A 22,972-nucleotide genomic window follows, 5' to 3' on the forward strand; every position below is an offset into this window, starting at 1 on the left:
CTGCAAGGGGTTTCAGATACCCAAGGCCCTCAATGCGTTGCCGACATCGCGCGGCGACGTCACATGGACGGCGGTCAGGCCGCGCGCCCGTGCGCCTTCGATATTCTCTGCCAGATCATCGAAGAACACAATGCGCTCCGCCGGCACGCCGATCGCCGCCACGACGTGATCGAATGCCTCGGCATCCGGTTTGCGCAGGCCGATGCTGGACGACAAATACAGTTCGCGGAAATGGCCGAGCACGCTGGCATATTCCTTCGAGAAATAGTCCACATGCGGCCGATTGGTGTTGGAAAAGGCATAGAGCGGCATCAGTTTCGCCGCGCGCGGCAGCAGCTCGGCGATGTCAGGCATCTCCCCGGCGAAGATCGCGTTCCAGCCTTCCAGGAATTGCGCGTCCGAGATGCCGATTCCGAGTGAAGCACGCAGCGAGGCGAAATAGTCCTCGTCACTGATCTTCCCGATCTCGTGCAGCCGGTAGGCCTCGTCGCGCACATAGCGCGCGACGATGGCCTCCGGCTGGCAACCGGCATGCCCTGCCCAGCAGGCGATCGCCTTGGAGAAGTCGATGTCGAGCACCACGCGCCCGAGGTCGAACAGAAGCGCATCCGCGCTGCCGGGAGAGAGCGATGTCATTGCTTCCTTCTGACGTCAGTATTGGCAGGTCAGTAGCGATAGGGCTCATGGTCGAACAGCGGGAACGCGCTGAACACGCTCGGCGCGTTGGTGGCGGTTGCCGGATGCAGGCAGGACTTGTCCACCTCGGCGAACGAGGTGGCGCCCAACAGGCCAAGGCAGCGCAGCACCTCGTCCTCAAGCAGCTCCAGCATCCGTGCGACTCCGGCTTCGCCTGCCGCCGCCAGCGCCCAGCATTGCAACCGCCCGATGCCGACGAGGTCCGCGCCCGCAGCGATCGCCTTGACGATGTCGGTGCCGCGACCGAAACCGCCGTCGACCATGATCTTGGCGCGGCCCTTCACGGCATCGACGATCTCGGGCAGCACATGCATGGCACCGCGGCCGTGGTCGAGTTGGCGGCCGCCATGGTTGGAGACGTAAATCCAGTCCACGCCATGATCGAGTGCGATCAGCGCGTCCTCTGCCGTGGCGATGCCCTTCAGAATCAGTGGTATCTCGAATTTGTCCTTGATCATCTTGACCGTCCGCCATTCCAGGCCCTTCTGGAAATCGCCCCCTGTGGCGCGCAGGCGGCTCTCGCGAACGTAGCGCTTGGCGATGTCGCGTTCACGACGGCTGTAATGGGCGGTGTCAACGGTCAGGCAGAAGGCCGCATAGGCGTTCTTCTCGGCCCGGCTGACGACATCGGCGACGACGGCATCGTCGCCGCGGACATAGAGCTGATAAAGCCGTAGCGCATCGGGCGCGGATTCGGCGGTCTTTTCCAGTCCTGGTTCGGATACCGAGCTCAGCATGTGCGCCGCACCGAAAGCGCCGGCGGCGCGCGCCACGCTTGCCGCGCCATCCGGATCGAAGATCTCGAGGGCACCGACGGGAGCGAGCACGACCGGCAAGCGCATCCTGCGGCCGAACTGATCGACCCCGCCGTCGACCTTGCGGACGTCGCGCAGCACGCGCGGGCGGAAGGCGATCTCGTCCAGAGCCATGCGGTTGCGGCGCATCGTGGTTTCGGTCTCGGCGGCGCCGACGATGTAGTCCCAGGCATTCTGGTTGAGGTTGGCGCGCGCTTTCCGGATGAACTCGTGCAGGTTCTGGAACGGCTCGTTGCTGGCACCGAGCTCGACGTTCCGGTCCGGCTGGATGCGGGGCGCTTCGTTCATTGTTATCCTCCCGAGAATTTGAAGCCTTATCGTCATCGCCTATCGCGTCCGGGCCTCCCAAACCATCGTAAAATCGCATAGCTGCGAGGCGCGGCGGGCCGACCGGTTTGCGCTTTCCGCGCAACAACCGGGACGTTGCCAAAAGTTTAGTCCAAGGCGAAGGGATTTCGTCGGCATACCCGCCAACGTGGCATCCCGGCCTTGAAGAAACCGGAATGGTATTGTGAGAAGCGGGCTGGATCGCCATTTGTATGGCGCCTCCTCAGCTCCAAGAGAACCGCCAAGCAAAAGGCACCCTCATCCATGCGGAAATCCCTGCTGTTCCCCCTCGGCGCACTCACCGGAGCCTGCCTGACCCTTCTGGTAGCGAGCCCGCACGGCTCCGTATGGGCGGCGCGGGCGGCGGCGGGCGCGAATGATGCCTACAGCCAGCTCAATCTGTTCGGCGCGGTGTTCGAGCGCGTCAAGGCGAGCTATGTGGAGAAGCCCGACAATGCCAAGCTGATCGAGGGTGCGATCACCGGCATGGTGACTTCGCTCGATCCGCATTCGCGCTATATGAACGCGAAGGCCTGGACCGAGATGCAGGAGACCACCTCCGGCGAGTTCGGCGGCCTCGGCATCGAGGTCACGATGGAGGATGGCCTCGTCAAGGTGGTGTCGCCCATCGACGACACGCCGGCGTCCAAGGCCGGTCTCATGTCCGGCGACCTCATCAGCAAGATCGACGGCGAAGCCGTGCAGGGCATGACGCTCGAGCAGGCGGTCAACAAGATGAAGGGCCCGGTCAACACCAAGACCAAGCTGACCATCGTGCGCAAGGGCGCGGACGCGCCGCTTGAAGTCGCGATCACGCGCGAGATCATCCACGTGCGCCCCGTGCGCTTCCGCGTCGAGAACGGCGACATCGGCTATATCCGCATTACCTCATTCAACGAGCAGACCACCGATGGCCTGAAGAAGGCGATCGCGTCGATCTCCAAGCAGGTGTCGCCGGAGAAGCTCACAGGCTACGTGCTGGATCTGCGCAACAATCCCGGCGGCCTGCTCGACCAGGCCGTGTCGGTGTCCAGCGCCTTCATGCAGCGTGGCGAGGTCGTGTCGACCCGCGGCCGCAGTCCGGAAGAAACCCAGCGCTTCACCGCCCAAGGCGGCGATCTCACCAAGGGCAAGCCGATCGTGGTGCTGATCAACGGCGGCTCGGCCTCGGCCTCCGAGATCGTCGCCGGTGCGCTGCACGACCACAAGCGGGCGACGATCATCGGCACGCGTTCTTTCGGTAAGGGCTCCGTGCAGACCATCATTCCGCTCGGCTCCGGCAACGGCGCGCTGGCGCTGACGACGGCGCGCTACTACACGCCGTCGGGTCGCTCGATCCAGGCCCAGGGCATCGCGCCCGACATCGAGATCCTCCAGGACGTGCCGCCGGAGCTGAAGGGCCGGATGGACACCATGGCCGAGGCCCAGATGCGCGGGCATCTCTCGGCCGGCGAGGGCGGCGAGCAGACCGGGTCGCAATCCTATGTTCCGCCGAAGGAGGAGGACGACAAGGCCCTGCATGCAGCGTTCGACTTCCTGCACGGCGGCACGGCGAACGCCATCGCCGCCAAGCGGCCGGCGAAAGCTGCGGTGCCGAACTGATCTGATGACCTCAGACTTAGATCTTGATCGCCCGGGAGTGGATGTCCGCTTCCGGGCGAATTTGTTCGGGCGCTGTCTCCGCGTCGACGTCAGCCCCTCGGTCTCGCCGAAGCCTAACCGGCCTCGCGGCGGCGGCTCTCGCTGCCTTCGCGCCGGGCGAGCCGGCTGCGGTGCAGCGCGAACAGCTCCAGCACCTTGTCGGCGGGCCTGGCGGCGCTGAACAGATAGCCCTGCATCTCCGAGCAGCCGAGCGTGCGCAGCAGGCGCTGCTGCTCCTCGGTCTCGACGCCCTCGGCCGTGGTGGTCATGCGGCGGGCAGTCGCCAGATTGACGACGGCCTGTACGATGCTGGCCGAGCCGTCGGGGCGGGCGATGTCGTCGACGAAGCAGCGATCGATCTTGATCTTGTCGAACGGGAAGCGGTGCAGATAGCTCAGCGACGAGTAGCCGGTGCCGAAATCGTCGAGCGCGATCCGCACCCCGATGGCGTGGAGCTGGTGCAGGATCGCGAGCGCGGCATCGTCGTCGCGGATCAGGACCGCCTCCGTGACGCCGGAGGGCGCAATCATCTGCCGCTTAGCGGGAGCGTCGCGTGCCGGCGAGGAGATCAAGACCGCCTCTAGACTCGCGGAGCTTTCCGTACCAATCCTTTTCACAGTACACGGCCATGGCACGTTTGAAGGACCTGATTTACTGTTCTTTGGTCCTCGACGAGCTTTCGTGGCGAACTCAATTCGTTCGAATGCGGAAGGTGTGAAGCAAATTGCGGAGTGCTTGCGGTTTCAGCAGATTGAAGTAGTCGCTGTCGAAACCACATTCGGGTGTGGCCATCTGGACGGAGTGGTCAGCTTGGTGGACAAGGATCTTGCTATAATTTACCCGAAGCATGCTTCATACAAACTCTACGAGACGCTAGGAGGAGCAGATTATGAAATAATTCAGCTGCCGGACGAGCAGGAGGCGAGGAATGGGATGCCCATCAACATGGTCGCTCTGGGGCCAAGGCGAGTTCTAATTCCCATGGGAAATCCGCGGACGATCGATATGCTGGGTCGACACGGAGTTGATTGCATCGAGGTCGATCTGTCTGAGATAATGAAGGCGGGCGGCGCCGTGCACTGCGTTACCGGTATCTTGCGAAGAGAGCCAAGATCGACTTGAGCCTTTCTGGTTCCATACCCATGTCAACTCTCTTCTTTCTTACACATCCAGAGGTCGTGATAGACCCCAAGGTTCCTGTGCCGGAATGGCATTTGTCCCCTATTGGACGTGCTAGGATGGAGAGTTTCTGCGCCCGCAAGGAGGTATCCAACGTCAGACATGTCTACACAAGTTCAGAGCGCAAGGCCCTCGATGGAGGCGAAATCATCAGCCATCGGCTTGGGGTACCTTTAGATGTCGATAGTCGGCTTGGCGAGATCGATCGTTCATCGACCGGATACCTGCCAAAAGCTCTGCATGACAGTCTAGGCGAACTGGCGATGGAAAACCCGATGCACAGCGTCAGGGGCTGGGAGCGGGCAGTGGACGCGCAGCGGCGCGTCGCGAATGCCGTGCGCGATATCCGAACCAGGCACCCTTTCGAAGATGTCGTTGTAGTCTCGCACGGGGGCGTCGGTCTGTTGTTTCTCTGCAGTGTGCTCGGCGTCGAGATTTCGCGGGCCTATACAGCGCCGAACAGAAATGGGGGCTGCTATTTCTGCATTGACTCGAGCTCGGGTGCGCTGAGGACTAGCTGGAAAGATATCGAAGAGACTTAGCTACGGGAGCCGGCGTTTTAAGCCGCGCGGTGGTGCGCGGGCGGCACGTCCTCGTTCGAGTACATCCGAAGCACATAAAGGATGCCGTTGAGAACCCGACGGTCGTCCGCCCGCGCGACACCACGTGAGTTATTTGCTGCAACGGCTTGATCAAAAGAGGCTTGACCAAAACCCCTTTCTCGGTCGCTCCGGTCGAACCGCGCTATGTCTCGTTCTAAATTACCGGAAGAACTAAATCACGTTTGGCAAGCTAACGGATTCGCGTTATGAGCACAGGACTAACCGGCCTCGCGCCGGCGGCGCTCGCTGCCTTCGCGCCGGGCGAGCCGGCTGCGGTGCAGCGCGAACAGTTCCAGCATCTTGTCGGCGGGCCTGGCGGCGCTGAACAGATAGCCCTGCATCTCCGAGCAGCCGAGCGTGCGAAGCAGGCGCTGCTGCTCCTCGGTCTCGACGCCCTCGGCCGTGGTAGTCATGCGCCGGGCGGCCGCCAAATTGACCACGGCCTGAACGATGCTGGCGGAGCCGTCGGGGCGGGCGATATCGTCGACGAAACAGCGATCGATCTTGATCTTGTCGAACGGGAAGCGGTGAAGATAGCTCAGCGATGAGTAGCCGGTGCCGAAATCGTCGAGCGCGATGCGCACGCCGATGGCGCGGAGCTGGTGCAGGATCGCGAGCGCGGCATCGTCGTCACGGATCAGGACCGCCTCGGTGATCTCGAGCTCGAGCCGGCTCGCCGGCAGGTTCGAGGCGGCGAGCGCCGCCATGATCTTGAGCGCCAGCGTGCCGCTCTTGAACTGCACCGGAGAGACGTTGACCGCGAGGCGGATGTCGTCGGGCCAGTTTGCTGCATCCCGGCACGCGGTCGCCAGCACCCACTCGCCGATCTCGTTGATCAGGCCGGTGTCCTCCGCGATGGGGATGAATTCGGCAGGCGAGACCCAGCCGCGCCCGGGGTGGCGCCAGCGCACCAGCGCCTCGCAGCCGGTGATGCGGTCGTCCTTCAAGCCGAGACAGGGTTGGTAGTAGACCTCGAGCCCGCCTTCCAGACCCCCTTGGGCAAGGGCGTGGCGCAGGTCGCTCTCGAGCTGGCGGCGCTCGCGGACCTTGGCATCCATCTCCGGCTCGAAGAAACGATAGGTGCGGCGTCCGGCAGACTTGGCCGCATACATTGCCATGTCCGCGTTCTTGAGGATCTGATCGAGCACCGTGCCGTGTTCCGGCGCGAGCGCAATACCGATGCTGGCATCGCTGGTGAGATGGTGGCCCATGCAGTCGAACGGCGTGCGGATGGCTTCGAAAACCCGCGCGACGAGTTCGCTGACCCGGTCCGATGACGTCACAGCGCTTTGCACAATGGCGAACTCGTCGCCGCCGAGCCGCGCCACGAAATCGGCGGGGCCCGCACAGCGGCGAAGGTTCGTGGCCACCGATTTCAAGAGCTCGTCGCCCACGAGATGGCCAAGCGCGTCGTTAACGCCCTTGAATTCGTCGATGTCGATGTAGTGCACGGCAATCTGCTCGCCGTCGCGGAGCGCAGCCAGCTCTCCGCGCAGATGCTCATGGAACATGGTGCGGTTGGGCAGATCCGTCAGCGAGTCGTAGTGGGCGAGATGGGTGATGCGCTCCTCGATGCGGCGGCGCTCCGTGATGTCCTCATGGGTCGCGACCCAGCCGCCGTCCGCAAGCGGTTCATTGAGGATGTGGATCGACCGGCCGTCGGCGGTGTCGACCACCATGGAGTTGCGGACATGGATGTCCTTCAGCACGAGCGCGACGTAAGCGTCGACGTCGCCGGTGAACGAGCCGGTCGCCTTGCGATGGGCGATGATGTCGTGGAAGCTGGAGCCGGGTTTCACGATGTCAGGCGACAGTCCGTACATCTCGATGTAGCGCTGGTTGCAGACCACGAGCCGCCGCTCGGAATCGAACAGCAAGAGGCCTTGCGTCATGTTGTTGACGGCGTGATCGAGCCGTTGCTTTTCCAGCGTCAGCCGTTCGCGGGAAAGGCGGTGCTGCTCAAGCAGCTTGCGCACGACCGCGATCAGCACGCCTGCGATGGCGAGCGCGGACGAGGCGGCGACCGACGTCAGAATTCCGATTTGCTCGCGCCAGTCCGTCAGGGCCGACGCGCGCGTCGTGGTGGCCATCATCAGGATCGGGAAGTGGGGCAGGGCCCGCGAGGAGATCAGCCGGTCCTCGCCGTCGACGGGACTCGTAAAGCGGCCGGCAAAATGATCCAGCCCGAACACCCTCTGGTGCTCGAACGGGCCGGTCTTGAAGTTCCGTCCCATCAATTCGCGGGAGTGCGGATAGCGGGCGAGCAGCGTGCCGTCCCGATGCAGCATCGAGATGGTCGCGCCGTCGCCGAGCACGACGGAGGCGAAGAATTTCTCGAAATTGGCGGGCTCGATGCCGCGACCGACGACACCGAGGAACTCGCCACCGGGACCGACGATTCTGCGGGCTACCAGAATGGTCCAGGCACCGGAGAGGCGGCTATACAGCGGCTCGATCAGCACGTCAGGCGAAAAGGGGTCGTACTTGAAGGTGCGGAAGTAGGCGCGGTCGGCAACGTTCACTTTTGGGGCTGGCCATGCCGTCGACGAATTGATCAGATTGCCCTCGGCATCGATGACGTTGACGCCTCCGATGTAGGGCAGGGCCTCGATCTTCGACCGCAGCATTCGGTGAACGTCCTCGCCCGAGAGGCGCGTACGATACTGCTCTCCGGTCGTGATTCCAATCGAGCGGACATGATCGATGAAGGCTTTCTGGATGACCCCGAAATCCTGCAATTGCTGATCGAAATGATGAGCGAGCAGCAGCACGGTATTCTCCAGCTCGCGGCTGGAGTTGCGCAGCGCCCGCTCCCGGAAGTTCTGCGCCATCAGGACCGAGCCGATGGCGATGGTTGCGATCAGAAGCGTGCCGCCCGCCACCAGCCAACGGATCGGTCCGCTGCGCACGAAGATTTGGTCAAAGAGACGACTTCCGAATTTCATCTTCATGCTGGATCATTGCCGCGCACACGTCAGGATCAATTCATGACCCTGAAGACATCCGTTGGTTTACGGGGACGGTGTGGAGGTAAAGTTAGGAAGCGCGGTTAACGAAGCGTGAACGATTGCGCGCAAAGGCGATCCAGTGCCGGCACGAGGGCTGAGCACTCCAGGGCGAGCGTGCTTCAGGCGCGATAATGGCCGGACTTGCCGCCGAGCTTCTCGACGAGATGGATGCCCTCGATGCGTACGCCGCGCTCGACCGCCTTGATCATGTCGTAGATGGTGAGGCACGCGACCGAGACGGCCGTGAGCGCCTCCATCTCGACGCCGGTCGGGCCGGTCACCTTCACGCTGGCGCGAACGAGGCAGCCCGGCAGTTTGACGTCAGGCTCGATCTCGACCGTCACCTTGGACAGCGCTAGCGGATGGCAGAGCGGGATCAGCTCCGAGGTGCGCTTGGCCGCCATGATGCCGGCGATGCGCGCGGTGCCGAGCACGTCGCCCTTCTTGGCGTTGCCGGATACGATCAGGTCGAGCGTTGCCTTGGTCATGACGACGCGCCCTTCCGCGACGGCAAGGCGCTCCGTCGCGGGCTTGTCCGAGACGTCGACCATCCTGGCCTCGCCGGAGGCGCCGATATGGGTGAGCGCAGGGCCGGCCTTGGATGTGGCCGCCCTCGTCTTGGCCGGATTCGCTTTGGCCGGCTTGCGCGCCATGTCAGCGCGTGCCCGCCGCATGCGCCGCGGTCTTGCGCGCGAGCAGCGCGTGCGTCGCGGCAGTGACGTCGGCCTGGCGCATCAGGCTTTCACCGACCAGGAACGTCGACATGCCGACGCGCTCGAGGCGGGTGAGATCTTCGGGCGTGAAGATACCGCTCTCGCCGACCATCAGCCGTTGCTGAGGGATCAGTGGTGCCAGCAGCTCGCTGGTCGCAAGCGTAGTCTCGAAGGTGCGCAAATTGCGGTTGTTGACGCCGATCATCTGGGATCGCAGCTTCAGCGCCCGTTCGAGCTCGGCGCGATCGTGGATTTCGATCAGCACGTCCATGCCATAGGCGATGGCGGCATCTTCGATGTCCTTCGCGGCGGCATCGTCGAGCGCCGCCATGATGATCAGGATGCAGTCGGCGCCGTGGGCGCGGGCCTCGACCACCTGGTAGGTGTCGAACATGAAGTCCTTGCGCAGCACCGGCAGCGACGTCGCCGCGCGCGCCGCCACCATGAAGTCGAGATGCCCCTGGAAGGAGGGTGTGTCGGTCAGCACCGAAAGGCAGGCTGCGCCGCCGGCCTCGTAGGCTCTCGCGAGTGCCGGCGGGTCGAAATCAGCGCGAATGAGACCTTTGGAAGGTGAAGCTTTTTTGATCTCGGCGATCAGCGCGAAATCGCCATGCGCGTGCTTGGCCTTGATCGCCCGCACGAAGCCGCGTGGCGCGGCTTGCGCCTTCGCCTTCGCCTCGAGGTCCGAGAGCGGCTGTGCGCACTTGGCGGCAGCGATCTCGTCGCGCTTGTAGGTTTCGATCTTGGTCAGGATGTCCGACATGCGCATTCAGCTGTTGGAGACTGCCACCAGGTGCTTCAGCTTCGCGTTGGCCGCGCCGCTGTCGATCGAACGGGCGCCGATCGCGACGCCCTCCTTGAGGTCCTTGGCACGGCCGGCCACGACCAGCGCGGCGGCAGCATTGATCAGAGCGACGTCGCGGTAGGGGCTCGGCTTGCCGTCGAGCACGCTTTGCAGCGCGACCGCATTGGCATCGGCGTCACCGCCCTTAAGCGCGCCGGCCTCGCAACGCGAGAGCCCGGCCTCCTCGGGGGTCACCTCGAAATTCCGGATCTCGCCATTGTGGAGCGCGGACACGAAGGTCGGGCCGGTGAGGGTGATCTCGTCGAGACCGTCGGTGCCGTGCACCACCCATGCAGATTCCGAGCCGAGGTTCTTCAGCACCTGTGCCAGCGGTTGCACCCATTGCCTGGAGAACACGCCAACCATCTGCCGCTTCACGCCGGCCGGGTTGGAGAGAGGGCCGAGCAGATTGAAGATCGTGCGCGTGGCAAGCTCGACCCGGGTCGGACCGACGTTCTTCATGGCGGGATGGTGGGCGGGGGCGAACATGAAGCCGATGCCGCATTCGCGCACGCAGCGCCCGACCTGCTCAGGCTTCAGGTCGATCTTGACGCCGAGCGAGGCCAGCACGTCGGCGGCCCCCGAGCGCGACGACAGCGCGCGGTTGCCGTGCTTGGCCACCGGCACGCCGGCGCCCGAGACGATGAAGGCGGCGCAGGTCGAGACGTTGACCGAGCCCGAGCCGTCGCCGCCGGTGCCGACGATGTCGACCGCTTCGGGCGGGGCCGTCACGGTCAGCATCTTGGAGCGCATCGCCGCGACGGCGCCGGTGATCTCGTCAACGGTCTCGCCGCGCACCCGCAGCGCCATCAACAGGCCGCCCATCTGCGACGGTGTGGCCTCGCCGCTCATCATGGCATCGAAGGCGGAAGCGGCTTCGTCGCGCGACAGGCTGGCACCAGTCGCGACTTTTCCAATGATCGATTTCAGGTCGTCCATCGCGTGCTTTCAACTCACTGGTTCGCGCCGGTCACCTGCGCGAAGGCGGCCTGATTGATGGTGGTCCCGATGTCGGCTTCGAGCTTGTTGATGTAGGAGGCGACCTGTTCCTCGGTCTGGGCCCGGTCGAGGCTCTCCTTCAGCTTCTTGACCGCATCGGAGGCGACGTCGACCGCGGGTTCGACGATGTCGGTGACGCGGAAGACGATCACCTCGCTGCCGCCGCTCACGGCCGTCTGTCCGACGCCATCCTTGGCGGTACGGAAAGCCGCCGCGACGACCGTGCCGGGCACGCCGGCCGGAGAATCGTCGCGCTTGAATCCGGTCGCGGTCTCGACCTTGACGCCGATCGCGGCGGCCTCATCCGCGAGCTTGCCGCCCGCTTCGAGCTTCTGCACCATCTCGGTCGCCTTCGTCTTCAGCTTGGCTGCGATCTGGTCCTGGCGCCAGCGCGCCTCGACTTGGTCTCGGACCTCGTCGAGATTGCGGTCTCGCGAGGGCGTGATGGCGAGCACGTCGTACCAGACATAGCCGCCCTTGTAGGAGATCGCATCGCTGTCGACGCCGACATCGGTGTTGAAGGCCTGCGATACAACGTCGAGGCCCTGCGGGATGTTGGCGACCGGCTGGCCGTCCGGGGCGCGGCCGGAGCGGTCGACGGCGTCGATGGTCACCGCGGTGAGGCCGAGCTTCTGCGCCGCGTCGATCACGCTGGAGCCGCCGCCGCGCTCGTCTTCCATCTTGTCGCGGAGATCGGCGACCTTGACGCGCGCACGCTCGGTCGCGATCTCACGTTTGATGTCGCCGGCAAGGCTGGCGTAGTCGGCCTCCTTGCCCGGCTCGATCTTGTCGACCTTGACGATCGCGACGCCGAGCCCGCTCTGGATCGGCTGGCTGATCTCGCCGACGGGAAGCGCGAAGGCGGCATCTCCGACGGCAGGCGTGAGCGAAGACTTGGTCACGAGCCCGAGGTCGATGTCGGACGCGCTCAGCCCGCGTTCCTTGCCGAGATCCTCGAACGACGTCCCGCTGACGAGGCGCTCGCGTGCGGCTTGCGCTTCGGCGACGTTCGGAAACACGATCTGCTGGATCTGGCGCTTCTCCGGCGTGCCGAGCCGGTCCTTGCGCTGTTCGAACACCTTCTTGGCATCCTCGTCCGACACCTCGGTCCATTTGCCGATGTCCTCCGGCGAGACCACGACGAAGGCGATCTTGCGGTATTCGGGCGCCCGGAATTGGACCTTATGATCCTCGAAATAGGCGGCGAGCGCCTCGGGCGAGGGCGGGTCGATGGTCCCGGCCTGAGCCGCGTCGAGCCGGACGAATTCGATCGAGCGTTGTTCGTTCTGGTAGCGCGTCAGCATGTCGATCATGGTCTTCGGCGGCTCGATGCCGGCACCGATGGTGCCGGTGATCTGCCGGCGCAGCGACACCTTGCGCTGCTCGGCAACGTAGCGCTGCTCGGTGTAGCCGAAATTGCGGATCACGGCCTGAAAGCGGTTCGCATCGAAGTTTCCGCCGACGCCCTTGAAGTTGGGATCGTTCATGATGACGTGGCGGATCTGCTCGTCCGACTGGCCGAGCCCGAGCCTGCGCGCCTCCTCGTCGAGGGCGGCTTCGGCGATGGTCTGCTGGAGCACCTGGCGATCGATGCCGAAGGCACGCGCCTGGTCGGGCGTCAACGGACGGCCGAACTGGCGGCTGATCTGCTGTAGCCGGTCGGTGTAGATCTGGCGGAACTCGTTGAGAGAGATCTCGGTGCTGCCGACCTTGGCCACCGTGGACTGCCCGAAGCCCTTGAAAATGTCGGCGATGCCCCAAATGCCGAAACTGATGATCAACACGCCCATCACCATGGCCATAATGGTCTTGCCGAGCCAGTTTGATGAGGCCTTGCGCATTCCTCGAAGCATTTGGTCCAACTTGTTTGGTCAGGAGGGGAACGGAGCGCGTCTTAATGCAGATTCCGCAAAAGCGCGTCACCAAATTGATCAATCATCATAAAGTGGCGGCTTTCCCCCCGCAACCTCGCCTCGGGCGCCGCTTCGAGCCTGCGGTTAAAGGCCTCTAGGTCTGGAACTGCCGCGGCAGCTCTGCTAGCGCATGCGCAAACCCTCATCCTGCTGGAAATGACATGACCGACGCCATCCGACCGCTGATCGCCGGCAACTGGAAAATGAACGGCCTCAGGGCCCAGGCTGCCGAATTCGACGCCATGCTCAGCGGCGCGGCAGACGTGGCCGGCAAGGCCGATCTCCTGGTCTGCCCGCCGGCGACCCTGATCGCCGCCTTCGCCGACAAGGCGCGCGGCAAGAAGGTTGCGGTCGGAGCCCAGGATTGCCACCCCAAGGCCTCCGGCGCCCATACCGGCGATGTCGCCGCCGAAATGCTGGTGGACGCGGGTGCAAACGCCATCATCGTTGGCCATTCCGAGCGCCGCGCCGATCATGGCGAGAGCGACGCTCTCGTCAGGCAGAAGGCGGAAGCCGCCTGGCGGGCCGGGGCGGCGGCGATCGTCTGCATCGGCGAGACGCAGGCCCAGCGCGACGCCGGGCAGACGCTGGACATTCTGCGTGGCCAGCTCGGCGGCTCGCTGCCGGACGGCTCGACCGCCGCGAATCTGATCGTCGCCTATGAGCCGGTCTGGGCGATCGGCACCGGCCTGACCCCCACGGCCCAGGATGTCGAGCAGATTCATGGCTTTATCCGGGAACTCCTGACCTCCAGGTTCAAGGACGAGGGGACCAAGATGCGGATTCTCTACGGCGGCTCGGTCAAACCGTCGAATGCGGCCGAGCTGATGGCGGTGAAGAACGTCAACGGCGCCCTGGTCGGCGGCGCGAGCCTGAAAGCGGCCGATTTCCTTGCCATTGCCAAGGGCTGCCCTTAGCTAAACCCAAACCATTGGTCGGACCGATCGGGGGTGGCAATAGCCCTCCCGATCGTGTAACACCGCGCAACTTCAGGACAACCCCGCGAAGCGCGATCGGCCGCCGTCAGGCGCCGCCCGCTTGTGACGGAAGGATATCATGCAGACCGTTGTCATCGTCATCCACCTCATGATCGTCGCCGTCATGATTGGCGCCGTCCTGCTGCAGAAGTCGGAAGGCGGCGGCCTCGGCATGGGCGGAGGCGCCGGCTTCATGTCGAGCCGCGGTACGGCGAACCTTCTGACGCGGACCACTGCCATCCTGGCGGTGGGCTTCTTCATCACCAGCCTGTTCCTCTCCTGGTACGCTGGTTACAACCGGGCGCCGTCGTCGATCATCGGCCAGCCGTCGCAGACCCAGCCGGCCGGCGGATCGCCGATCGCGCCGCCCACCTCGGGCGGCATCCTGGATTCGCTGAAGAAGGCCGACGAGCAGCAGCAGAACCAGGCGCCGTCAGGTCCGCAGGTGCCGCGTTCGCAATAAAGCAGGGGGGCCATGCAGGGTGGCTGCTACCGTCCTGCATCAACAATCCCCATCAAGGCACTGTCACCACTCTTAGTTCTGGCTCACCCACAGGCCCGCAAAATCTTTGGGGCGGAATACGAATCGCTTTGGCGAATCGAATGTAGGGGATTAGAGGTTAAGTCCCATGGCGCGGTACATATTCATCACCGGCGGCGTGGTTTCTTCGCTCGGCAAGGGTCTGGCTTCAGCGGCACTGGGTGCCCTGCTGCAGGCCCGGGGCTACAAGGTCCGCCTCCGCAAGCTCGATCCCTATCTCAACCTCGATCCCGGAACGATGTCGCCGTATCAGCACGGCGAAGTGTTCGTGACCGATGACGGCGCGGAGACCGATCTCGACCTCGGTCACTACGAGCGCTTCACCGGCCGGCCAGCGACCAAGGCCGACAACATCACCACGGGGCGCATCTACCAGGACATCATCTCCAAGGAGCGTCGCGGCGATTATCTCGGCGCAACCATTCAGGTGGTTCCGCACGTCACCAACGCCATCAAGGAATTCGTCCTCGAAGGCAATGACGAGTTCGACTTCGTGCTGGTCGAGATCGGCGGAACCGTCGGCGACATCGAGGGACTGCCGTTCTTCGAGGCGATCCGCCAGCTCAAGAACGAGCTGCCGCGCGACCATGCCGTCTATATCCATCTGACGCTGCTGCCTTACATTCCGAGCGCCGGCGAATTGAAGACCAAGCCGACGCAGCACTCGGTGAAGGAGCTGCGCTCGATCGGCATCCAGCCGGACATCCTGCTCTGCCGCACCGACCGCGAGATCCCGAAGGAAGAGCGGCGCAAGCTCGGGCTGTTCTGCAACGTGCGCGAAAGCGCCGTGATCGAGGCCCGCGACGTCGACAACATCTATGCCGTTCCCGAGGCCTACCACGACGCCGGGCTCGACGACGAGGTGCTCGCCGCCTTCGGCATTGCCTCGCGGATCCCGCCGGAGCTGCGCAGCTGGCGGGAGATCAACGAGCGCATCCGCAATCCCGAGGGCAACGTTACCATCGCCATCGTCGGCAAATACACCGGCATGAAGGATGCCTATAAGTCGCTGATCGAAGCGCTCTCGCATGGCGGCATCGCCAACAAGGTGAAGGTCAATCTCGACTGGATCGAGAGCGAGATCTTCGAGAAAGAGGATCCGGCGCCGTTCCTCGAGCACGTCAATGGCATCCTGGTGCCGGGCGGCTTCGGCCAGCGCGGCGCGGAGGGCAAGATCAAGGCGGCGCAGTTCGCGCGCGAGCGCGACGTGCCGTATTTCGGCATCTGCTTCGGTATGCAGATGGCGGTGATCGAGGCCGCACGAAACCTCGTCGGAATCGAGGATGCCAACTCCACCGAGTTCGGCCCAACCAAGGAGCCGCTGGTCGGCCTGATGACGGAATGGCTGCGCGGCAACGAGCTGGAGAAACGCTCGCAGGCCGGCGACCTCGGCGGGACGATGCGGCTCGGCGCGTATCCGGCGGCGCTCAATCGCGGCAGCCGGGTGTCGCAGGTCTATGGCGGCGCCACCGAGATTTCCGAGCGGCACCGCCACCGCTATGAGGTCAACACCGCCTACAAGGATCGTCTCGAGCAGCACGGCTTGAAATTTTCGGGTCTGTCGCCGGACGGCGTGCTGCCTGAGATCGTCGAGTACGAGGATCATCCCTGGTTCATCGGCGTCCAGTTCCATCCCGAGCTGAAGTCGCGGCCGTTCGAGCCGCACCCGCTATTCGCCTCGTTCATCGAGGCGGCGGCGAAGCAGAGTCGGCTGGTGTAACGCTTCTCCGACCTTTGACGACCGCGCGGATTGTTGCGACAACTCCCTGCGCAAGAACAACAGAGCAGGGAGTGAACTTCGATGATCTACGAAATGCGCGTCTATCGCTGCGTGCCCGGCCGGCTGCCGGCGCTCCTGAAGCGATTCGAAGCCATCACGCTCAAGCTCTGGGAAAAGCACGGCATCAAGCAGGCCGGCTTCTTCACGACGCTGATCGGTGAGTCAAACCAGGAGCTGACCTATTTCCTGGCCTGGGACTCGCTCGCCGAGCGCGAGAAGAAGTGGGGCGCGTTCATGACCGATCCGGATTGGCTCGAGGCGCGGGCAAAGTCGGAAGCGGACGGCCAGATCGTCGGCAACATCGTCAGCCAGATTCTGGCGCCGACCGCCTTCTCGGCCGTGAGGTAAGCGCAGCCCACGGCAGCGGTGAGCCCTGGCGCAACCCTGTTATTCGTACGGCCCGGGCGGAAGAGGGTTGATCCGACCCTCATCACGGCTATGGTCGCGCCGAAACGAGGGATCTGCCTTGAGCTCTTCGACGTCAGCGGCGCCGGTCGTCACCATTGGCACGGTCAAGTTCGGCAACGATCTGCCGATCTCGATCATTGCCGGACCCTGCCAGCTCGAAAGCCGCCAGCATGCGCTTGAAGTGGCCTCTGCGCTGAAGGAGATCGCCGCGCGGCTCAACATCGGCCTCGTCTACAAGACCTCCTTCGACAAGGCCAACCGCACCAGCGCGTCAGCGGCGCGCGGGCTGGGCCTTGCGCAGTCGCTGCCGATCTTCGCCGAGATCCGCGCCTCGCTGGGCCTGCCTGTCCTGACCGACGTGCACGAGGCCGCGCAATGCGCCGAGGTGGCCCAGGCGGTCGACATCCTGCAGATTCCAGCCTTCCTGTGCCGGCAGACTGACTTGCTGCTTGCGGCGGCCGCGACCGGCAAGGTCGTCAACGTCAAGAAGGGCCAGTTCCTGGCGCCGTGGGACATGGCGAATGTCGTCGCGAAGATCACGACCGCTGATAATTCCAACGTGCTCGTCACCGAGCGCGGTGTCTCCTTCGGCTACAACACGCTGGTCTCCGACATGCGCGCGCTGCCGATCCTGGCACGCACCACCGGCGCGCCGGTCATCTTCGACGCCACCCATTCGGTGCAGCAGCCGGGCGGGAAGGGGGCCTCGTCGGGTGGCGAACGGGAGTTCGTCCCGGTGCTTGCGCGCGCGGCCGTTGCCGTCGGCGTTGCCGGTGTCTTCATCGAGACCCATCCCGACCCCGACCGGGCGCCCTCTGACGGGCCCAACATGGTGCCGCTGCGCGAGTTCGAGGGGCTGATCGCCAGGCTGATGGCGTTCGACGCGCTGGCGAAGAACCCGCGCTGATGCAGCAAGGCGAGACGCGGTCGCACGATCAGGGCTTGCCGGCAGCGCTCTACGTCATATCAGGCGCGAGCTTCGCCGCGGCACTCTCGGCTCGCGCGCTCGATCCGGTGCTGCCGCACGTCGCCGAGGATTTTGGCGTCAGCATCGCCACCGCTGCGGGCTTCGCCGCGGTGTTCGCTTTCACCTTCTCGATCATCCAGCCGATCATCGGCGCCGCCGCCGACCTGTTCGGCAAGACGCGGCTGATGATCGGCTGCCTCGCGCTGCTTGGCCTCGCCAACATCCTGGGTGCGTTCTCGACCTCGTTTTCGGTCCTGTTTGCGACCCGCATCCTCGCCGGCATCGGTTCAGGCGGGGTTTTTCCGGTGGCGCTGAGTCTCACCAGCGATCTCGTCGGTCCCGACAAGCGCCAGGTCGCGATCAGCCGCACGCTTGCAGGCGCCATGACCGGAAATCTGCTCGGCGCCTCGGCCTCCGGCCTGATCGGCGATTTTCTCGGCTGGCGCGGCGTGCTGGCGGTGCTCGGTGCGATCGTGATCGTGGCGTCGATCGCGGTTGCCGCCGGCTTTCGAGGCGCCAAGGTCAAGCATCCGCCGAAGACGAGCCTGTCGGCGTTGAAGGCCGGCTATCGCACCATCTTCACCAACCCGAACGCCTATGTCTGCTACTCGGCGGTGTTCATCGAAGGCTGCTGCGTGCTGGGCCTGTTTCCCTACATTGCCTCGTTCCTGTTCGATCTCGGCCAGACCTCGCTGTCGATCGCCGGTATCGTCATCGCGGGCTTTGCGGTCGGCGGCCTGTTCTACACGCTGACGGTGTCGCGCCTGCTGCCGCGGCTCGGCGTGAAGGGCATGATGATCGCAGGCATGACGCTGGTCGCTTCGCAGCTCATCGCCGTCGCCTTCGGCCCGCGCTGGGAGGTGCAGGCGTTGAACCTCATCGTGATGGGATGGGGCTTCTACATCGCACACGGCTGTCTGCAGGTGTTCGCCAGCGAGCTTTCGGTCGAGGCGCGCGCCACCGCGCTGTCGCTGCATTCGTTCTTCTTCTTCATGGGGCAGACTGTGGGGCCGCTCGCCTATGGATTTGGACTCCAGCATGCCGGCAAGATGCCGACCCTGTTCACGAGCGCGTTGATCATGGCGGTACTGGGCTTGTTCTGCGCGCGGCTTCTCAAGCAGCGTGCCCCGGCGGATGCGCGCTAGATAAGCCGTGGGTGCGAAATCACGGGCGCGGGGAAAAAGACTCTAGCCCCGCCCGCGATAGGGCGCGACGCCCTGCTCCGGCACCCACAGGCCTTTCGGTATGCGGCCGGTCTGCCAGAACACGTCGATCGGGATGCCGCCGCGCGGATACCAATAGCCCCCGATGCGCAGCCATTTCGGCTTGATCTCGCTGGCGATGCGCTTGCCGATCATGACGGTGCAGTCCTCGTGGAAGGCGCCGTGGTTGCGGAAGCTCGCGATGTAGAGCTTGAGCGATTTCGACTCCAGCAGCCAGGCTCCCGGCGCGTAGTCGATCATCAGATGCGCGAAGTCCGGCTGGCCCGTGACCGGGCAGAGCGAGGTGAATTCCGGGACGGTGAAGCGCACCAGATAATCGGTGCCGCTTTGCGGATTGGGCACGCGGTCGAGCTGGGCCTTGTCCGGCGCATCCGGCCATGCCACGGCGTGGCCGAGCTGCAGGGCAGCCGGGTCCAGGCGTGGGGTCTTCGATTTGCTGGGCTTTTTCGACATGAGGGCCGCCTCCGAGCGGCCCTCTTAGCCAATCATCCGGCGGCCGTCACCCGGCCTTTTCCGCTTCGATGCATTGCGGTAGAAGCACCGCCAACCGCCCCCTTTGTGTTCCCGAAAAGAGGCCCTCATGACCGCCATCATCGACATCATCGGACGCGAAATTCTCGACAGCCGGGGCAATCCCACGGTCGAGGTCGATGTCGTGCTGGAGGACGGTGCGCTCGGTCGCGCGGCGGTACCGTCGGGCGCCTCCACCGGCGCCCATGAGGCCGTGGAACTGCGCGACGGCGACAAGGCGCGCTATCTCGGCAAGGGCGTGACCAAGGCGGTCGGCGCCGTCAACGGCGAGATCTTCGAGGCGCTGAGCGGTCTCGACGTCGAGCAGCAGGCCCAGATCGATCAGATCATGATCGACCTCGACGGCACGCCAAACAAAGGCCGGCTGGGCGCCAACGCCATCCTCGGCGTCTCGCTCGCCTGCGCCAAGGCGGCCGCGAACTCGCTCGACATGCCCCTCTATCGCTATGTCGGCGGCACCTCGGCGCGGCTCCTGCCGGTGCCGATGATGAACATCATCAATGGCGGCGTGCATGCCGACAACCCGATCGACTTCCAGGAGTTCATGATCCTGCCGGTCGGAGCATCCTCATTTGCCGAGGGTCTGCGCTATGGTGCTGAAGTCTTCCACACCCTGAAGTCGGAGCTAAAGAAGGCCGGCCACAACACCAATGTCGGCGACGAGGGCGGCTTTGCCCCGAACCTGCCGTCGGCGGACGCCGCGCTCGACTTCGTCATGAACGCGATCGGCAAGGCCGGCTTCAAGGCGGGGACCGACATCATGCTCGGCCTCGACTGCGCCTCGACCGAGTTCTTCAAGGACGGAAAGTATGTCTATGAAGGCGAGGGCAAGAGCCGCTCGATCTCCGACCAGGCCAAGTATCTTGCAGACCTGGTCGCGCGCTATCCTATCGTGACCATCGAGGACGGCATGTCGGAAGACGACATGGAGGGCTGGAAGGAGCTCACCGACCTCATCGGCAAGAAGTGCCAGCTGGTCGGCGACGATCTGTTCGTCACCAACGTCAAGCGCCTTGCCGAGGGCATCAAGGCCGGCCGCGCCAACTCGATCCTGATCAAGGTCAACCAGATCGGCACGCTGACCGAGACGCTCGCTGCCGTCGAGATGGCCCACAAGGCCGGCTACACCTCGGTGATGTCGCACCGCTCCGGCGAGACCGAGGATTCCACCATTGCCGACCTCGCGGTCGCCACCAATTGCGGCCAGATCAAGACCGGCTCCCTTGCACGTTCCGACCGCACCGCCAAATACAACCAGCTCCTGCGCATCGAGCAGCAGCTCGGCAAGCAGGCACTCTATGGCGGCAAGGCGGCACTGAAGGCGCTGGCATAAGCCAGCGCTTCACGGAAACAACCACAGGGGAGGATCGACATGAGCGACGGCACCACGGGACTGGAATTGCGTTCGCTGCTGAAGAAGAGCGGCGAGCTGGAATTGTCCCTCGTGAATGTCCCGACCCCGGAGCCGGCCGACGATGAAGTCGTGGTTCGCGTCGAGGCGACGCCAATCAACCCCTCCGATCTCGGCCTCCTGATCGGCCCGGCCGACATGTCCGCCGCCAAGGCGTCCGGCACCAAGGAGATGCCGGTCATCACCGCCAGGATGCCGGAGGGAGCGATGCGGATGATGGCGGCGAGGTTCGATCAGTCGCTACCGGTCGGCAACGAGGGCGCGGGCACGGTGATCCGGACCGGCTCGTCGGACGCGGCCAAAGCGCTGATGGGCAAGACGGTGTCGATGATCGGCGGCGCGATGTACACGCAGTACCGCGTGCTCAAGGTCCGCGACGTCATGGAGCTGCCGGCGGGCACCACGGCCGCCGACGGTGCCTCCTGGTTCGTCAATCCGCTGACCGCGCTGGGCATGACCGAGACGATGCGGCGGGAGAACCACAAGGCGCTCGTGCACACGGCCGCCGCCTCCAATCTCGGCCAGATGCTCAACAAGATCTGCATCAGGGACGGCATTGGTCTCGTCAACATCGTCAGGAGCAAGGAGCAGGCCGACATCCTGCACAAGATCGGTGCCAAACACGTCGTGGATTCCAGCGCACCGAGCTTCATGGACGATCTCACCAACGCGCTGGTCGAGACCGGCGCGACGATCGCCTTCGACGCCATCGGCGGCGGCAAGCTGGCGGGCCAGATCCTCACGGCCATGGAGATCGCTGCCAACAAGACGGCGAAGGAATACAGCCGCTACGGCTCCAACGTGTACAAGCAGGTCTACATCTATGGCAGCCTCGACCCGCGCCCGACCGAGCTGAACCGTTCCTTCGGCCTGAGCTGGGGCGTCGGCGGCTGGCTGCTCACCCCGTTCCTCCAGAAGATCGGTCCTGCCGAGATCGGCCGCCTGCGCCAGCGCGTGGCGTCCGAGCTCAAGACGACCTTCGCCAGCCACTACACCAAGGTGGTCTCGCTCCCCGAGGCGCTCGATCTCGCCAACATCGCGGTGTACGCCAAACGCGCCACCGGCGAAAAATTCCTCATCAACCCAAATAAATAATCGTGGCGTGCGACGGCACGTCACCAAGGGAAGGTCTTGCCTTCTGAGCGAAGCGGGCGATTATTCCGCCGCCATTTGAAGCGGAACAGCCGCTGGACGCTCAGAAGGGACATTTTCATGATCGATCTCAATCGACGTCACCTGCTCGCTGGCGCTGCCGCCATGGGCGCAGCTGCCGCTACCGGGCTCCGGCCCATCGCCGCGAATGCCGCAGCGCCGCAGGTGGGGACGCAGGCGCCCGGCTTCTATCGCTACAAGGTCGGCAGCTTCGAGTGCACTTCGATCAACGATGGCGCGCGAACCTTCCCGATGCCGGACAAGTTCGTCGCCAACATTCCGAAGGAAGAGGCGCTGGCGGCGGGTGAGGCGGCCCACATGCCAAAGGGCATGGTCACGGTGCCGTTCAATCCGCAGCTCATCAACACCGGCTCCAAGCTTGTGCTGATCGATACCGGCAACGGCATCGCGAACTTCGAAGCGAGCAAGGGCGCGGTCGGTCGCACGCTGCAAAACCTTCAGGCTGCCGGCGTCGACCCCAAGAACGTCGACGTTGTGCTGCTGTCGCACATGCACGGCGACCACATCAACGGGATTCGCCTGGCCGATGGCGCGCTGGCCTTTCCGAATGCGGAGATCATGGTGCCTGGCAAGGAGTGGGAGTTCTGGACCAGCGAGGACAACGCCGCCAAGGCCGAGTCCAACGCCGCGTTGAAGAACAACTTTGCCAACGTGAAGAAGACCTTCGCCGGTCTCGAGTCCAAGGTCACGAGGTACGACTGGGGCAAGGAGGTCGCGCCGGGCATCACCTCGATCGCGACGCCGGGCCATACGCCCGGCCACACCTCGTTCGCGGTTGCTTCTGGCGATGCCAAGGTACTGATCCAGTCCGACGTCACCAACATTCCGGAATTCTTCCTGCGCAATCCGGACTGGCACGTGATGTTCGACATGGATGCCGCGATGGCGCAGGCGACGCGCCACAAGTTCTACGATATGGCGGCCGCGGAGAAGGCGACCGTGATCGGCTTCCACTTCACGTTCCCTTCGGTCGGTCACGTCGCGAAAGACGGTGCCAAGTATCGCTTGATCCCGTCAGCGTGGAATCCGACGATCTGAGCCGGAGCTGCAGAGTTGCCGTGACATCAGGCCGCCACTTGGCGGCCTGATTGATTTGAGACGATCAATGTCGGCCTCCCATGACCGGCGACTTTCGCGAAACGTAGCGTTTCCAAATCGGGCCGGTTCATGCACTTGCATCCATCGGTCCGGTTGGCTTAAGTCCCCACCCGGCACTTTCGCTCA

At 64.3% G+C, this 22,972-nt stretch carries 20 protein-coding genes and 1 pseudogene; 12 read left to right on the top strand and 9 right to left on the bottom strand.

All coding sequences use genetic code 11. The features are described from left to right. Positions 1–12 precede the first annotated feature (12 nt). Together K408_RS0125460 and K408_RS0125465 are read right to left on the bottom strand one after the other, a co-directional pair. The gene (locus K408_RS0125460; protein WP_024341302.1) at positions 13–636 is read right to left on the bottom strand and encodes an HAD family hydrolase; all 624 of its coding nucleotides are present in this window, start codon (positions 634–636) and stop codon (positions 13–15) included. Between the two features lie 29 nt (positions 637–665). Beyond that, the gene (locus K408_RS0125465; RefSeq protein ID WP_024341303.1) at positions 666–1,799 is read right to left on the bottom strand and encodes an alpha-hydroxy acid oxidase; all 1,134 of its coding nucleotides are present in this window, start codon (positions 1,797–1,799) and stop codon (positions 666–668) included. Between the two features lie 303 nt (positions 1,800–2,102). Between K408_RS0125465 and K408_RS0125470 the strand changes: the two genes are divergently transcribed. Continuing rightward, positions 2,103–3,440 carry a S41 family peptidase gene (locus K408_RS0125470; protein ID WP_024341304.1) on the top strand — a complete coding sequence of 446 codons (1,338 nt, stop codon included), beginning with the start codon at positions 2,103–2,105 and terminating at the stop codon, positions 3,438–3,440. Positions 3,441–3,553: 113 nt separating this feature from the next. Here K408_RS0125470 and K408_RS0125475 read toward each other — a convergent pair. After that, positions 3,554–3,991: pseudogene (locus K408_RS0125475) on the bottom strand (EAL domain-containing protein); the annotation flags it as partial. Between K408_RS0125475 and K408_RS44320 the strand changes: the two are divergent. Next, complete coding sequence (locus tag K408_RS44320; protein ID WP_024341306.1) at positions 3,924–4,601, top strand: dimethylarginine dimethylaminohydrolase family protein; 678 nt, start codon at positions 3,924–3,926, stop codon at positions 4,599–4,601. The pseudogene K408_RS0125475 and the gene K408_RS44320 overlap by 68 nt on opposite strands. A gap of 20 nt (positions 4,602–4,621) precedes the next feature. Beyond that, positions 4,622–5,200 carry a histidine phosphatase family protein gene (locus tag K408_RS38680; RefSeq protein ID WP_024341307.1) on the top strand — a complete coding sequence of 193 codons (579 nt, stop codon included), beginning with the start codon at positions 4,622–4,624 and terminating at the stop codon, positions 5,198–5,200. A 278-nt stretch (positions 5,201–5,478) separates the two neighbouring features. On the opposite strand, the gene K408_RS0125490 is transcribed toward K408_RS38680, so the two are convergent. The 5 genes from K408_RS0125490 to K408_RS0125510 all read right to left on the bottom strand — a co-directional run bounded on the left by K408_RS0125490 (position 5,479) and on the right by K408_RS0125510 (position 12,677). Then, positions 5,479–8,211, bottom strand: coding sequence for a bifunctional diguanylate cyclase/phosphodiesterase (locus K408_RS0125490; RefSeq protein WP_024341308.1), 2,733 nt, complete (start codon positions 8,209–8,211; stop codon positions 5,479–5,481). Positions 8,212–8,387: 176 nt separating this feature from the next. Beyond that, positions 8,388–8,921 carry a cyclic pyranopterin monophosphate synthase MoaC gene (moaC, locus tag K408_RS0125495; RefSeq protein ID WP_024341309.1) on the bottom strand — a complete coding sequence of 178 codons (534 nt, stop codon included), beginning with the start codon at positions 8,919–8,921 and terminating at the stop codon, positions 8,388–8,390. 1 nt (position 8,922) lies between these two features. Further along, positions 8,923–9,744 carry an indole-3-glycerol phosphate synthase TrpC gene (gene trpC, locus K408_RS0125500; RefSeq protein ID WP_024341310.1) on the bottom strand — a complete coding sequence of 274 codons (822 nt, stop codon included), beginning with the start codon at positions 9,742–9,744 and terminating at the stop codon, positions 8,923–8,925. 6 nt (positions 9,745–9,750) lie between these two features. Further along, entirely contained in the window at positions 9,751–10,764 is a 1,014-nt protein-coding gene (gene trpD, locus K408_RS0125505; protein WP_024341311.1) for an anthranilate phosphoribosyltransferase, read from the bottom strand. Positions 10,765–10,778: 14 nt separating this feature from the next. After that, complete coding sequence (locus tag K408_RS0125510; protein ID WP_024341312.1) at positions 10,779–12,677, bottom strand: SurA N-terminal domain-containing protein; 1,899 nt, start codon at positions 12,675–12,677, stop codon at positions 10,779–10,781. Positions 12,678–12,898: 221 nt separating this feature from the next. On the opposite strand from K408_RS0125510, the gene tpiA reads away from it, so the two are divergent. From tpiA to K408_RS0125540, 6 genes are all read left to right on the top strand, one after another. After that, entirely contained in the window at positions 12,899–13,654 is a 756-nt protein-coding gene (gene tpiA / locus K408_RS0125515; RefSeq protein ID WP_024341313.1) for a triose-phosphate isomerase, read from the top strand. 139 nt (positions 13,655–13,793) lie between these two features. Then, positions 13,794–14,177, top strand: a complete 384-nt coding sequence (gene secG / locus K408_RS0125520) for a preprotein translocase subunit SecG (protein ID WP_024341314.1) — start codon at positions 13,794–13,796, stop codon at positions 14,175–14,177. Between the two features lie 166 nt (positions 14,178–14,343). Continuing rightward, the gene (pyrG, locus tag K408_RS0125525) at positions 14,344–15,975 is read left to right on the top strand and encodes a CTP synthase (RefSeq protein WP_024341315.1); all 1,632 of its coding nucleotides are present in this window, start codon (positions 14,344–14,346) and stop codon (positions 15,973–15,975) included. Between the two features lie 81 nt (positions 15,976–16,056). Further along, positions 16,057–16,383, top strand: coding sequence for an NIPSNAP family protein (locus tag K408_RS0125530; protein ID WP_024341316.1), 327 nt, complete (start codon positions 16,057–16,059; stop codon positions 16,381–16,383). Between the two features lie 118 nt (positions 16,384–16,501). After that, positions 16,502–17,350, top strand: a complete 849-nt coding sequence (gene kdsA, locus K408_RS0125535; RefSeq protein ID WP_024341317.1) for a 3-deoxy-8-phosphooctulonate synthase — start codon at positions 16,502–16,504, stop codon at positions 17,348–17,350. Then, positions 17,350–18,555, top strand: a complete 1,206-nt coding sequence (locus K408_RS0125540; RefSeq protein WP_024341318.1) for an MFS transporter — start codon at positions 17,350–17,352, stop codon at positions 18,553–18,555. The genes kdsA and K408_RS0125540 overlap by 1 nt, the downstream gene beginning before the upstream one ends. 42 nt (positions 18,556–18,597) lie before the next feature. On the opposite strand, the gene queF is transcribed toward K408_RS0125540, so the two are convergent. After that, positions 18,598–19,086: a preQ(1) synthase gene (gene queF, locus K408_RS0125545; protein WP_024341319.1), complete on the bottom strand. Its 489-nt coding sequence runs from the start codon at positions 19,084–19,086 to the stop codon at positions 18,598–18,600. Positions 19,087–19,213: 127 nt separating this feature from the next. Between queF and eno the strand changes: the two genes are divergently transcribed. From eno to K408_RS0125560, 3 genes are all read left to right on the top strand, one after another. Beyond that, positions 19,214–20,497: a phosphopyruvate hydratase gene (gene eno / locus K408_RS0125550; RefSeq protein ID WP_024341320.1), complete on the top strand. Its 1,284-nt coding sequence runs from the start codon at positions 19,214–19,216 to the stop codon at positions 20,495–20,497. Positions 20,498–20,536: 39 nt separating this feature from the next. Then, on the top strand, positions 20,537–21,670 hold the full coding sequence (locus K408_RS0125555) for a zinc-binding dehydrogenase (RefSeq protein ID WP_024341321.1): 1,134 nt from the start codon (positions 20,537–20,539) through the stop codon (positions 21,668–21,670). A 117-nt stretch (positions 21,671–21,787) separates the two neighbouring features. Beyond that, entirely contained in the window at positions 21,788–22,786 is a 999-nt protein-coding gene (locus K408_RS0125560) for an MBL fold metallo-hydrolase (protein ID WP_024341322.1), read from the top strand. Positions 22,787–22,972: the final 186 nt, after the last annotated feature.

The sequence above is a fragment of the Bradyrhizobium sp. in8p8 genome, from assembly GCF_000426845.1.
Classification (GTDB): Bacteria; Pseudomonadota; Alphaproteobacteria; order Rhizobiales; family Xanthobacteraceae; genus Bradyrhizobium; species Bradyrhizobium japonicum_C.